Consider the following 13970-nt stretch of genomic DNA (forward strand, 5'->3'; position numbering starts at 1 on the left):
AGGACCCCAAGGATTCTTTAGGATAAATTCTCAAAGCGACTTTCGAGATCTTGGAGCGGGTGAAGGGAATCGAACCCTCGTCGTAAGCTTGGAAGGCTTCTGCTCTACCATTGAGCTACACCCGCAATACCAATTTCCTGTCGATGGTGGAGGAGGTTGGATTCGAACCAACGTAGGCATAGCCAGCGGATTTACAGTCCGCCCCCTTTAGCCACTCGGGCACTCCTCCGAGATCGACGAAAAATTCTCCAAAAGAGAACTTTTTGAAACTCGTTTTGCGAAACACGCCGCTTAACTGACAAGCAGTTGCGCCGCGTCCTGTGGCGCGGTTTATGCCGCTGAGAACGCCATCTGTCAACGCCTCTTTTGCAAGTGCCTGTGCAAAATCAACAAGGCAGATAGTTTTCCCCCTTTTTTGTCGGAAAACTAACCGACGGATTTTACGTAGAACCTTGCTAAATCACAGCTCTTCACAGTGAACCCGGCAATTTTGACGTAAATTCTTTTTTCTGGAAAACGATCTGATCACCCCTTTCTTCAACCCATTTAAAAGGCCGCGCACTTTCTTTTTCTCAAAGGCATAAAAAAGGAATGTTTAGTCTCCCCTCTTTATTCCCTTGAAGCCTGATCTTGACCAGAGTATCGAGAGCCTATGAGCAACTTTAAAAATCAAAAGAGCACAGGCGGCAGCCGTTGGAGCCCGGCACAGGGCAACGACCGGCCCTATAAGAAAAAGCGCCCGGATGGAAAATCATCTGGCGGCAGCTTTTCAAAAGGCAAGCCCTGGCAGAAGAAATCAGCTGCTGAAGATGGCCCATTCTATATATATGGCCTCCATACCATTGAAGCAGCCTTCAAAAACCCGGAACGCAAACGCCACAAGCTCGTTGTGACGCAAAACGCCCTGCGCCGACTGGAAGAACGCAATCTGAAGATTGATGTTCCGGTTGAAGACGCCAGCCCGCGCGACATCGACAAGCTCGTCGGCAAAGACGCCGTCCACCAGGGCGCGGCCCTTCTGGTTGACGCCCTGCCCGAGTACGGTCCGGAAGAACTCAAAGACGGCCAGCTGGTCCTCGCACTGGATCAAGTCACCGACCCGCACAATGTAGGCGCGATCCTGCGCTCCGCCGTTGCGCTGAATGCCGACGCCGTTGTCACCACCCGCCGCCACGCACCTGAAGAAGGTCCGGTTCTTGCCAAAACCGCTAGCGGCGCGCTGGACATGATCAAACACGTCCGCATTCAGAACATGGCCCGCTTCGTGGAAGAAATGCGCGACAAGGGCTATCAGGCCATCGCTCTGGATAGTGAAGGCCCCGAAGCTGTCGAAAACACCGCTTTTACAGATAAGACCCTGCTCGTACTTGGCTCTGAAGGAAAAGGTGTGCGCGAAGGCGTGCGCAAAAGCTGCGACACCCTCGCCCGCCTCGACATGCCTGGAGAGATCAAATCGCTCAACGTCTCCAACGCCGCGATCCTCTCCCTCTATGTCGCCCGCATGAAAATGGGCCTGTCCTGACGATCTGCCGCTGACATCTCAGCCCGGCATAAAGTCAGAACAGATCATCTCAAAACAAAACCGCCGCAGCTCCCGCAAAATGCAGAAAGCCGCGGCGGTTCTTTTGTATCAAGGCTGATGCTTAGAGGAGGAAGTCCTCAGCGCTCAGCGCATCTGCTTTGCTGACTGCAATCTTGAAGTCAGCCTGGGCATCCCCATCCACATCCGCATAAACATACTGAGTGGAGCGATAAGCGGTGACCCACACGGAGTTCGCAGCGGCGCCATCGTCACTAAACAGGAAGGCCTGATCACCATCATTGTCGGTATTGGCGTCAATCTGACGGAAGTCGAAAAGATCTTCCCCCTTGTCAAATCCACTAACCAGCTCAGCAGCACCTTCAAGGGTAACGTCAGAAACGGATGTGTAGACCACACGGTCAACCGCATCATCATTGCCTAGAACAATATAGTCCCGGCCACCGCCACCTTGCAGTGTATCAGCTCCACTTCCGCCTCGCAGCGTGTTGGCAACCTCATCACCGATCAGCACATCATCACCAGAACCACCCTCAACCACTTCAACATTGGAAACCTTCAGCTGGCCAATGCCAGTGCTCTGGAAGTCCGCATGGGACAGGTCCACCGTTATACTTTCAGAACCATCGTATCTGAGAGAATCCCGGCCATCGCCACCATCAATGATATCCGTGCCTGAGCCGAGCGTGATCAAATCAGAACCGTCACCGCCATTGACAGTGTCATCACCAGCTCCACCAATCAGGTTATCATTGCCAAGACCGCCAAGCAGCGTGTCATTTCCATCACCACCCTGCAGGTAGTCATCACCACCGGCACCGATCAGCACATCATCGCCGTTTCCGCCATGGAACTCATTGCGAAGGTCATTACCGGTCAGATGATCATCCCCATCACCGCCACTGATGTTTTCAATGCCAGAGATCACATCAAGGCCATAACCGGTTTGCTGAGCACCACTCACATTCAGATCAATACGGGCAGCTTTTGAGCCGGATACAATCAGCCTGTCTTCACCTTCACCACCACGGATGATGTCATTGCCCTCATCAAGGGTAATTTTGTCATTGCCGTCACCCGCATTGACCACATCATCACCAGTACCGCCATTCAGCGTATCATTGTCAGCTTCACCTTCCAGAAGGTCATTACCATCACCGCCGTTTAACAAGTCACGGTCATCACCACCCCACAGGCTATCATTGCCGGCACCACCATTAAGAGTGTCCTCACCGGCATGGGTTTTGATGATGTTGTCTGCATCATTGCCAATCACCCGATCCCGACCAGAAGACGTGGTGACGTTCTCAATGCCAGTAATAGATGCCTGTCCAATCCCGGTGTTCCGCGCAGATGTGTAAGACAGATTAATCGACAGGTTCTCTTCATAATCAGCAATCAGATGATCAACCCCGTCGCCACCACGAATGGTGTCGCGGCCTCGGGAGAGAAGAATGGTGTCATTGCCGGCACCACCATCAAGAATGTCTTTGCCGTCACCAGCTTCAAGATAATCATCCCCATCACCACCAAACAGGGCATTGTTCCCCTCTGTGTCGATCAGGTTGTCATCTCCAGCATCACCGTGCAGCTCATCATCTCCAGCTTCACCACGCAGGATGTCATCACCATCCCCGCCATGCAGCTCGTCATCTCCGGCTCCGGCGCGCAGTTCATCAGAACCGTCATCACCAAACAGCTTGTCGCTGCCGTCACCTGAGGTCAGCTTGTCCTCACCGGCACCGCCATGCAGCTCATCATCACCAACACCAGTGGTCAGAACATCGTTGCCAGCATCTCCATGCAGTACGTTGTTCCCTTCAGCAGCTTCTAGGATATCATCCCCGCCGCCACCAACAAGGGTATCGTCGCCAGCACCGCCATCAAGCTTGTCGTTACCATCACCACCATCAAGGCGGTCATTGCCACCCAGGCCGGACAGCACATCATCACCTGCATTGCCGATCAGAGTATTGTCACCCTCTGTACCGATCAGCTGATCATCTCCACCACCAGCTTCAAAACCCTCGATGTTGCGCAGAATTTTGACACCGGAAGCCGTCACAAGACGGGTATGCTTCAGATCAACGATCAGAGCCTCATCATCAGAAGCCCGCACAATGTCATGCCCGGCACCACCGTCCAGCAGGTCTTTGCCCTGCCCTATAAGGAAGACATCGTCTCCACCACCGGCGTACAGTCGGTCATTGCCATCATCACCGGACAGCTCATCATTTCCTTCACCACCAAAGATGATGTCATCTCCGGCACCACCATTGATTTTGTCGTTTCCGTCATTGCCTTCCAGCGAGTCATCACCACCACGGCCATCGATCACATCATCGCCGCCCATGCCACGCAGGGAGTTGGAACCATCCGTGCCCGCAAACACATCATCATGTTTGTTGCCGGTGATGTTCTCTACATTGGTGATCTTGTCCATGCCGTAGCCGGTATCCTGCACAGCCGTCACAGCAAGATCGATACGGGCACCCTTTTTATTGCTGATGGTGATCCGGTCATTGCCATCACCGCCATCGAGAATGTCATTGCCATCACCAAGGATAATGCGGTCATTGCCAGCACCAGCTTCAACCAGGTCATCACCAGAACCTTCGCTCAAGGTGTCATTGCCGGTTCCGCCATAGAGCTCATCATTGCCGTGGGAGCCGCTGAGATAATCATCACCAGCTTCACCAAGGATGATGTCATCACCACCGTTGCCGCGAATGCTGTTGTTCTCTTCATTACCACGAAGATAGTCATCCCCGTGACCGGCACAAATACTCTCGATCCCGGAAATCGTATCATTGCCATAGGCCGTTTCAATGGTGTTTTCAGTCAGATCGACACGCGAACCCTGATGACCATAGAAATAAATGATGTCCGTTCCTTCACCGCCGTGAATCTGGTCATCACCCGCATCCAGATCAAAACGATCATTCCCTGCACCTCCGTGCAGCTCATCATCGCCATTGCCACCTTTCAGGTAATCATTGCCACCATTGCCATAAAGGGTGTCATTGCCATCATTGCCCTGCAGCTTGTTGTCAGCCTCATTGCCGATAAGGCGATCATCACCAGAACCGCTGTCAACATTCTCAATACTGATGATCTTGTCACGTCCGAATGAAGAGACGAGCTCTTCCCGATTGAGATCAACGGTCATGTCAGCATCAGTATCGATATGCAGCCAGTCCGATCCTTCGCCGCCGTCCATAACGTCATTGCCAGCTTCAAGGTAGAAATGGTCATCCCCCTCAAGGCCATACATCTTGTCATTGCCGCGACCACCCCACAGATGGTTATCCGCATAGTTGCCGGTAATCTTGTCATTGCCGCGGGTCCCGACCGCATTTTCAATGACAGTCCCCACCGCAATGCTGATGTTCTTTTTCTCGCGGTCAACTGAAGAGGAGTAAGGAGAGGTGTCATCGGCCTGCGTGACACGCAGATCTATCGTTGCCTTTCTGAAGCCAGACAGGTCCAGCGTGTCATTCCCGCCACCATCGACGAGCGTGTAGGCATTATTGTTTCCATACCTGGCCAGATTGACCATTCGGAAGTTATTTTCCTCTGAGATATTGGTGTTGAAGCCATAGACGGTATCCCCGAGGAACGCATTTTTGGTACCAAAGGTTTTGCCGTTATAACTTTGATCACCGTAAATCTTATCCAACGCCAACAGGTCAGCAGCAGCAAAAGTTTGCGGATACGCACTTGTAGCGCCTGATGTGTAGTTCTTGTCTTGACTGAGGTAGGACATGACAGAAACATGCCGGGAGTCATTCAGGAACTTCACACCATTTGGATAATTGGGTCGGACACCATTGTACGGCCCCTGGTGACCCAAACCGAGCGCATGACCAATCTCATGCAGAACCGTATGAACAAAATGCCCTGTATCGTCATCATGCCGACCATGCCCACCGCCAGCAGGTAGATTGATGATCGCGTAATCAGAGTAAAACACCTTTTGATCGCGCTGCCATTTTCCACCTTAGTGGCTCGCATGAGCGCCTTTACCTGTGTCTCTGAAACGAAATTCAGCATTATGGTCTGTCGTTTCAACTATCTCGATGCCGGTTACAGACGAGATATAGTCCATCGCCTCCCGAACCCGCTCAGCGGCTTGTTCACCCAAGCCATCTGCATCTTTGTAGTCACCCGTCACATTATAAGTGAGCTTGCCAAACTTGGCGTTATCGCCAGTATCGCCCAGATTAAAGTAGTTTGGGTTTCCCCAGTAACCTCTTTCCAAATAGTCAGAAAGTTCATTCAGTGTGCCAACTGTGGCCATTTTCATTTTCTCCGCCAAGCATATCATTTTCTGATATATCTAGCGGACATACTCGGAGTCAGAGAGAGTTTTCAAGTATAGACAGAGTCATTACTTGATTCAAAGAACGTGTCTCTATGAAAGTTTTTTCATTGCATTTTAGATAATATATATATCTACAGGTTATTCCCAATAATATTTGAATTCATATAACTTATACAGGGTATATGAGATGAATAATCTTAATTATGCCATATTTAATCAAATTATTGCGGAAGTAAGACTTATAAGTACCTTCCCGTACAAGGTGACCATTTCATACCTCAGCCCCGCGGCTGACCACACGCCGCAAGGCAAGCCCTCTCACGCGAAAAGAAGCTGGAGTATTTAAGAAGAAGAAACTCATCGAGCTATCGAGCTATCGAGCTATCGAGCTATCGAGCTATCGAGCTATCGAGCTATCGAGCTATCGAGCTATCGAGCTATCGAGCTATCGAGCTATCGAGCTATCGAGCTATCGAGCTATCGAGCTATCGAGCTATCGAGCTATCGAGCTATCGAGCTATCGAGCTATCGAGCTATCGAGCTATCGAGCTATCGAGCTATCGAGCTATCGAGCTATCGAGCTATCGAGCTATCGAGCTATCGAGCTATCGAGCTATCGAGCTATCGAGCTATCGAGCTATCGAGCTATCGAGCTATCGAGCTATCGAGCTATCGAGCTATCGAGCTATCGAGCTATCGAGCTATCGAGCTATCGAGCTATCGAGCTATCGAGCTATCGAGCTATCGAGCTATCGAGCTATCGAGCTATCGAGCTATCGAGCTATCGAGCTTGCAATCCAACAGGCCACCCGCTCCGTCAAGACCTATCTCACCGCACCACCAACAAAGCGACGTCCTATTTCAGCCCTGCCAAGCAAGCCGCACCACACCCACACTTCACCAGCAGCACCGCAGGACTGCATCACACGTCAGCTCCGCTAACTCCACTGCCACACCGCCTCACACCAAAGCCCCGCGACCGCGCCACTCACATCAACCAACCACCGCAGCAACCACTCTCACACTCGCAAGACTAGAGCCGCCCCACAGCAATACACCCACATCTCCAAGACTTGCGCCAATCACCACAGCGCCACACTCAAATCCGAAAGACTTGAGCCGACCATCACAGCAACACCTCAACTCCAATCAAACGATACACCCTACCAAACGGCGACCTTATCCAAACGCTGTTCCCGGCTAAGCAGCAATCCCGTCTAATCGACAATCTTGTCTAAGCGGCAATCTCGCTCAATCAATCCGGCGGTGTGATTTTGCATATGCATGCCTCCTACTCTTCATAGGCAATAGTCGACACCTAACACTGATACCACTCCACTTGCACCACAGGGGGATAAGTGCATAGCCCCCCTCAAGCAAACCACTCTCTTCAGCTTCAGCCAGACACACACCAAAATTCTGAGATCCCTCACACACGAACGCAGAAAAATCGCAAGCAACGCAAACAAACGCACAAAACAACGCAAACGCGCATCCCGCTAATTTTTCTATCAATATCAATAGGCTGCACCCGCCACATGTGGAAAAGAACCCTCAAAACCACCAGATCAAGCCCAAATTGACCCGAAAAATTCCCTCCCCTGTGAATTCTTCCAAATTTTTGCATTTTTGGGATTTACAAACCCCGCCAGCGCCCGTAAATACCCCTCCAACGAAGGCGACGCCGGTATAGCTCAGATGGTAGAGCACCTGACTTGTAATCAGGGGGTCGCGGGTTCGATCCCTGCTGCCGGCACCATCGTTACTCTCTTGATTTTCAAGAGTTTTTCAAAGCCTCCTTCGGGAGGCTTTTTGCTTTTCTAGCCTACTTTCCTTTCCGTGTAAGCAATATGTAAGCAAATGTGCGAAATCCTCAGCAGGATCTGCACCTTACAGGCACCCCTCTGCACACTTTCAACTTAATACTGGAAAAGCTGTGAATGCCGTCACTAGTCGTCAGAAGCAAGGCATTCTGAGAGTTTTGGAGAGGCAAGAGTTGGCAAGCAGTTGTCAGTAGCCGTCAAACTCAACACCATCCTTATTTATGATCGCAAATCTTACTTTGCGAGATATTCAATCAGGATATGAAAGGCACAACCTCGACATTTTCAAACCTCGCAAGAAGCCGGGCCGATCAAAACATATTAGCCTGAGTTCAGAGACGTTTGATATTAGATGGAGTTACAAGCTCCAACTCCAGTTCTATTTGGCGCTAACGATCCGATCTGACAGGTAAAACATGCCCGATTTCGACCCTGACCAATTTCACACTCCACCCAAAGTAACACCTCTGAACTTGGACTGCATAAGCTTGGATGGTGGCGGTTGGGCTCCATCACAGTTTGAAGGAAAAACGCAGGAAGGCTACAATATCTACTGCAGGTACCGGGGTGGCTATCTGTCAGTTGAGATAAGCAATGAACCAGATGGAGACCCACTAAACAATGGACACCTAATCCTTGCAGCAGGATTGGGACCAAAACTTCACGGCGCGATGTCACTGGGTCAACTATGCTCCATTGCAGGAATAACCATAAATGGCATGCAACCACCAATGCCAAGCCTTCCTGAAATGCGTAAGAACGGCTGGTTGGACTTAAGCGGCGCCTCAAGTTTTTATGATTTCTATATGGAATGCACGGTAGAAACTGCAAAACATGCAGCTACCATTGCGCACAACATTTTAGAAGAAGCATACTTCGTTGAGACTATAAGAGATAATGATCATCAAATAGTTGGGGCTGTTTTACGAAATACAGCCGCTGAGTTTGAAACTAGTGATCCCACAATCATATTTGGTGTCAAACCGTCCGCATCCAAGCTTGCAAAAGTTTCCCAAAATGTCTGGCTTGAAGATCTATGTTCTAATTCACTTGTAGTAGACTTATCTTGCATAGGATTTCAGTGCCCACCACCAACGTTCGCAAGATCCCATTACATAGACAAGCGGCTTGAGAATGTAGGTCGAAGCATCAAAATCGCTGGCTATGACAATGAATGCCTACATCAGACACTTTGGATGAGAGCTACCTTCCCTGCAGACGACGTCGATAAACGAAGTACTCTACAACAAATTACTGACAAACTGGTCGCATTAAGACCAGAGATTAAAATTCAGGCCACCGATCTAGAGACAGGGGAAAGATTGCCAAGTTTTGATAAAACTGAACGGGTAGATCCCAAAATCGCGGAGTGGGCCTTGTCAGATGTAGAAAACTGGCTGCGCGTTCGTGTCGAGAGCGTCAATGAACAAAACATAATTGTGGGTTATCGACCAAGCATCTGACATAAAAAAGACCTGAGAAGCACACCGCTTCTCAGGCCCAGATATCATTTCATCAGAGGCGTATTGCCCCTTCATTCCGCTTATTTGGAAGCAGGTGCTTCCGGGGCGCAGATCTCTACAAACTCAGAGATTGCGTTTGCGCTGGTTTCCACGTTTTCGACTTGATTGCGCACAGTATCAAACAGTGTCAGCAGCGCTTCATATTCCTGTGTGTGCTCCATGCGCTCACTCATCACCACGCTCATGGAGTACATCAAATTTTTAAGGTGGTTGCTGGAGAGGCGAAGCTGATCCACTTCATTGCGAAGGGACGTATGGGCACATTTCTCTTTACCAGTATCTGTCATTTCAAGCCCTCTACTTTGGGTTTTGAAGAACCACTCAGCAGAAGGCTTCTGACGGCCCACTGGTGAGCGGGAGGTTCAGAACCTGCAAGTAGACAGGCGGGTTTATTCCCCCGCAAAGGGTATTGTATTCACCGCCCTCCCGCCCATAAGCGAGAGTTTGCGCTTGAAGACCTACCCTCAAACACAAAAGACCGCTGACTAACGGCTGCGGTGACCGCTACTTGAAAAGAGGTTCTGACGCCTCAAGCTGACCATGCGATGAACAACGCAAGGTGTCAATGCAGGGAAACTGAATTCCTCCACAAACCCATGGGATTAACTGGGCCAAACTAGACGATGTAAAGGGAGAACAACAACATGAACATAAACACCAAGCCCTCGCGAAAACCACATAGGCGCTTTCGCCGTGGTCTCGAACTACCCGTAGGCAAGCAAAGACCTAAGAAGGACCCGTGTAACCTATGAGCTTGGTGAATGGAGAAACACGCGACTGTTGCTAAGGCATTTTTACGTTCATGCAACAACTTACTTGCTCAACCTATTTTTTGGGTTGCTCAGGTGAGACACAAAAGAAAATCAGCCCGCCTATGCAAGCCCCCACAAAATGTGTTGGTAAAGATCTCATCTCAATCTCAAAAGCAAAGTGTTCGATCATAAAGGAAGACACGAGTGGCGGCAGGAATAAGAAACCAAAGGCAGCACAACCTACTTTGAAACGATCTGAATACGATGTCGATAAACGCAAAACACGAGCGGCCAGAAAACCGCCCGTATGAGCTCCAACGAAAAGACCCGCATACAAACTCCCAAGCAAAGCCAGCAACCCTAAAACTCCTTTGATCTCCCCACTGAGAACTCCGAGTATCAAAAAAGTCCCAAATATCGATAGGCCGATCCAACGCGACCACTTTGATCTTTCTAGCTTTTCGAAAAAATCTTTGATCATATCGCAATTATACGATTGTAGTCTCGCCGGTAACAATACATTGGATCTCAGATCTTCGATCAAACGAACACTCGCGAGAAAACATCATATAACATCCAGATAGATCAACCGCTTGAAACCCGTCGCCTTCTTCAGCACCTGAATACGCTTTTGCCTCAACAGCGGAGAAGCTCGATCTACCGCACTGCCAAACGCATTCACCTTTGTCGGCCAGAACCGTGAAGATCTGATCTGGTCACTCACAATCATATTGAGTTCAGCCAACAGCTCAGTTGCAGTGCCCACCCAGCTCTCACCACCTTGCCGAACCATTAGAAACTCATGAAGTGTCACCGCAACCGGGTCGCCCTCAAACACAGCCTCCGCCGTGCCTCGCCGGTTGCTCTCATAAGCCTCCAAAAACTCCCCGTCTTCCCAACCCAGACCTGAAGATGCAGCAACCATCAACCGCGCAAAGTCCGCCATACGTGGATGCCGGTCCAGATGCACCTGATCGATGTTGCGGATCGCAGCACTCAAGCCATCCAGCAAAGCTCCCAGCATTCCCGGTTTGAGACACTCCCACTCGTGCCAGAACAGGTCCTCCGGCTGACGGCCCGCTTCATCAATCCTCTTGAGGCGAACAGAAAGGGCGCGCTCAGCTAAGTCAGCTCGCTCAGTAAGCGTGGGAATGCCATTCAAGAGAACAGGCCTTGAGCCATGGAACCAGTAAGCATCCCCATCCGTGTGCAGCTTGCGAGAGATAAACCCGCTTCCTGTCGCCATCCGGCAGATCGCATCAGAAAGCCAGTTTTCCATTTTGGAGACATTATCGAAGTTCAAAACATGCCCATTCTGCGCCATCACCATCAGGTCCCGCTCATCCTTAGGCAAGGACGATGCAGCCACCGCACAAGGATCACTCAGAGAACGCAGCAACCGCGCCATCGTGCTCTTACCACTGCCCTGCTCTCCCCCAAGTGCCAGGACTGGATAGCTATTGCTCCGCCCCCACAGCGAGGCGATCAACCAGGCAATGATAAGTTTGTAATCCTCATCCTCTGCATTGATGAGATGCCGCATCTCTTCAATCATCTGCCCTTTGCACGGTTCCGGCAGAGAAGTCATGGTTGGCTTGCGAACAAACTTCACCGGCGGACTATCCACGACCTCCCAACCATCTCGCGTGATACAAACTACCCGCCAGCTTTCGTCACCTAAGTCCAGCCAGCTCGCATCTTGCGCCCAACCGGTTCGCAAAAAGGGCTCATAACAAGCCCCCTGCTCTATGGCGCGAACTTCAAACACCCGCAGCGCATCACTGAGCACTTGAGAAGAAACGGCAGCGCCTGTTTCCTCATAGTATCGCCCCACAAGCCAATGCTTAAAACGTGTGCTGCCAATGGCCCAATGTTCTTGGTGCCCTTTGATGTTTAGCGTGGCAAAAGCTTCCTTCTGCGGGGAATGCCAAAGTTCAATCCCCTCCGCGACAGCAAGCAAGCTTGAACGAGATGCAGGCCGCTTTGGTTCTAACTCCTCTTGATCATCACCATCTGAAGGCTTAGCCCCACTCACGGAGCAAACAAAGGCATCGGCTTGCTCGCAGGTCCAGCCATCACTCAAAGCATCAGCAGCATCCCAGCCTTTTGAAGTATCCTCCGGTACATCCAGCACCAAAACAGATGCAACGCCCATCTCCTCAAGGCAGGATTTCACCTCACCTGCAAACTTCTCTCCTGCTTCATCAGCATCCGGCCAGATAACCACATCTCGCCCATGAAGGGTTGACCAATCCGCTTTCCTAGCTGCATTGGAACCACCAGGTGAGCTGATACAAACATGTTGCAGTAGCAATTGCCGTGCAGCATCAGCAGCCTTCTCACCTTCAACGATGACAACAGGTGCATCTGGAGCATTAGCTAGAAGATCCAAACCATAAAGAGGCCTCGGCTGCGGCCATGTCTCCCATCGCCACCGAAGCTTCTTCTCAACTCGAAACAGACACAAAGGACGAAAGCTTTTGTCCTCACCTTCGATATCAAACCGGCAGATATAGCCAAGCACTGCACCGCTCGCATCTCGGTAAGTCCATCGATATGACGGCACTCCAAGCTTAGGATGAAAAGCAGGTGGTTCCGGTGCCTCATCTGGCACCGGGTTTACAATCACCTTGCACGGTTGCGTTCGTTTAGATTTGGTTGCTTGATCTGCTGTGATTGGAGCAAACGGATCATTCATAAGCATCCACTCCAATCATATCTGCCAGATTACAGGCCGCTTGCTTTTGAGAGAGCGAGAACAGATAAGCCCCAAGGCTGATAAAGTCGCGCCCACCCTCGCCGGTGGCAAAGTCACACCACAAGCCTGTATCGATGTTGATCTTGAAGGAGCCCGCCCGCCGATCCATCCGGCGCGGGTTTTTAACTGAATACTCAGAGCCTGAAAGCTTGCCTCCAGGCAACCATTGCCGACAGATCGCATCCCCATGCAGCAAAGCTGATCTGGCAACACGCTGAAAGGCAATCCGAGGCTTTGGCTTAAAGCGACGTCTCATAACCGGGCCTCCGCATCACTCGTGGAGCTGGTCAAATGAGCTTCAATCCAGGCCTGAATATCGGAAGGCCGATACCTCACCGCCTTGCCAAGCTTGACGTAGTTGGGCCCGCCACCGCGCACCCGCCACGCCTGAATGGTTCGAATAGAAATCCCGAGATAGTCCGCTGCTGCCGCTTCCGTAATCAAAGCGTTCTCAGCGCTGTTCAGTTCCGTCCTCATTGCGTTCCCTTTCGCTCAATTGCGATGAGGAAAGGATGAGGTGAATGGAATTTTTTTATACCGAAAAGGGTTGAAAAGGGTTTTCGACTCTATTGCTTTGAAGCTGCCCAAAGGCGCGGATAGTTGTTGCGAAGCCATTCAGATACTTGGCTTCTGTTCGGCAGATTAGTCACTCCAGCATCTGACATACAGTCTAGGAAACGCTCTGAAAGTTCTGAACCCTTTTCGCTATGCCCCTCATTCCCAAGACGTACCACGAGTCGATCAAAAGCCTCTTGCCACGGATACTTCTGGGGGCGCCCTCCTGGCGACACTATGCGGTCTTTCTCATCAGTCACAAAGCTATCAGCGGAATGAACTCTCAGGTCTTCTGCAACCACTTTCCAAACCTCCCCATCAACATGTAACAACTCATTTCTTCGCAGAGAAACAAAAGAAAACTCAGAAAACCAAAGTGAAGTTGGCACATCGATAGCTGTCCTCAAAGCACTCTCACGTCCTTTGGCTATCAACTCACCACTCTGCAAACCAGAGATCAGAGAAAGATACGTTTGAAAGATCAGCTTGGTGGCTAGTTCTTCTTCGGCTTTTCGGGGAGCTTTGCCACTCTCAAGAAGTTCCATCAACCATGCATCATTGAAACACTCTGCTCGGATAGGCTTTTTGTGGCTCTTGGTAAGGGCTTTAAGATTAGCCGCAACAGGCCAGCACCCAGGTGACGGTTTAGCGAAGTAGGAGCAAATGCCATCAAATGTCCAATCAAACACAGAGGC

10 protein-coding genes and 3 tRNA genes are annotated in these 13970 nt (G+C 50.6%); 3 read left to right on the plus strand and 10 right to left on the minus strand.

The window, feature by feature from the left end:
- Positions 1 to 51: 51 nt before the first annotated feature.
- Positions 52 to 125: transfer RNA gene (locus PSE_RS19020), tRNA-Gly, on the minus strand.
- 19 nt (positions 126 to 144) lie between these two features.
- Positions 145 to 229: transfer RNA gene (locus PSE_RS19025), tRNA-Tyr, on the minus strand.
- 423 nt (positions 230 to 652) lie between these two features.
- Here PSE_RS19025 and PSE_RS19030 point away from each other — a divergent pair.
- Positions 653 to 1522, plus strand: a complete 870-nt coding sequence (locus PSE_RS19030; RefSeq protein ID WP_014286305.1) for an RNA methyltransferase — start codon at positions 653 to 655, stop codon at positions 1520 to 1522.
- Between the two features lie 121 nt (positions 1523 to 1643).
- On the opposite strand, the gene PSE_RS27710 is transcribed toward PSE_RS19030, so the two are convergent.
- Together PSE_RS27710 and PSE_RS27565 are read right to left on the minus strand one after the other, a co-directional pair.
- On the minus strand, positions 1644 to 5513 hold the full coding sequence (locus PSE_RS27710) for a M10 family metallopeptidase C-terminal domain-containing protein (RefSeq protein ID WP_014286306.1): 3870 nt from the start codon (positions 5511 to 5513) through the stop codon (positions 1644 to 1646).
- A gap of 27 nt (positions 5514 to 5540) precedes the next feature.
- Positions 5541 to 5846, minus strand: a complete 306-nt coding sequence (locus PSE_RS27565; RefSeq protein WP_014286307.1) for a hypothetical protein — start codon at positions 5844 to 5846, stop codon at positions 5541 to 5543.
- Between the two features lie 1701 nt (positions 5847 to 7547).
- On the opposite strand from PSE_RS27565, the gene PSE_RS19045 reads away from it, so the two are divergent.
- Together PSE_RS19045 and PSE_RS19050 are read left to right on the plus strand one after the other, a co-directional pair.
- Positions 7548 to 7623: transfer RNA gene (locus PSE_RS19045), tRNA-Thr, on the plus strand.
- A 480-nt stretch (positions 7624 to 8103) separates the two neighbouring features.
- Entirely contained in the window at positions 8104 to 9150 is a 1047-nt protein-coding gene (locus PSE_RS19050; protein ID WP_014286309.1) for a hypothetical protein, read from the plus strand.
- Between the two features lie 80 nt (positions 9151 to 9230).
- On the opposite strand, the gene PSE_RS19055 is transcribed toward PSE_RS19050, so the two are convergent.
- The 6 genes from PSE_RS19055 to PSE_RS19080 form a co-directional block, all read right to left on the minus strand.
- Positions 9231 to 9497 carry a hypothetical protein gene (locus PSE_RS19055; RefSeq protein WP_041768679.1) on the minus strand — a complete coding sequence of 89 codons (267 nt, stop codon included), beginning with the start codon at positions 9495 to 9497 and terminating at the stop codon, positions 9231 to 9233.
- A 538-nt stretch (positions 9498 to 10035) separates the two neighbouring features.
- The gene (locus tag PSE_RS19060; protein WP_041768680.1) at positions 10036 to 10443 is read right to left on the minus strand and encodes a hypothetical protein; all 408 of its coding nucleotides are present in this window, start codon (positions 10441 to 10443) and stop codon (positions 10036 to 10038) included.
- 84 nt (positions 10444 to 10527) lie between these two features.
- Positions 10528 to 12660 carry a DUF6371 domain-containing protein gene (locus PSE_RS19065; RefSeq protein ID WP_014286311.1) on the minus strand — a complete coding sequence of 711 codons (2133 nt, stop codon included), beginning with the start codon at positions 12658 to 12660 and terminating at the stop codon, positions 10528 to 10530.
- Complete coding sequence (locus tag PSE_RS19070) at positions 12653 to 12976, minus strand: hypothetical protein (protein WP_014286312.1); 324 nt, start codon at positions 12974 to 12976, stop codon at positions 12653 to 12655. Before PSE_RS19070 ends, PSE_RS19065 begins: the two co-directional genes overlap by 8 nt.
- Positions 12973 to 13197 (minus strand): AlpA family transcriptional regulator, encoded by a 225-nt coding sequence (locus tag PSE_RS19075; protein ID WP_014286313.1) that lies wholly within the window; start codon positions 13195 to 13197, stop codon positions 12973 to 12975. The genes PSE_RS19070 and PSE_RS19075 overlap by 4 nt, the downstream gene beginning before the upstream one ends.
- Before the next feature lie 89 nt (positions 13198 to 13286).
- A complete protein-coding gene (locus PSE_RS19080; RefSeq protein WP_148266170.1) occupies positions 13287 to 13964 on the minus strand; it encodes a hypothetical protein in 678 nt (225 codons plus the stop codon).
- Positions 13965 to 13970: the final 6 nt, after the last annotated feature.

The organism is Pseudovibrio sp. FO-BEG1, assembly GCF_000236645.1.
Lineage (GTDB): Bacteria > Pseudomonadota > Alphaproteobacteria > Rhizobiales > Stappiaceae > Pseudovibrio.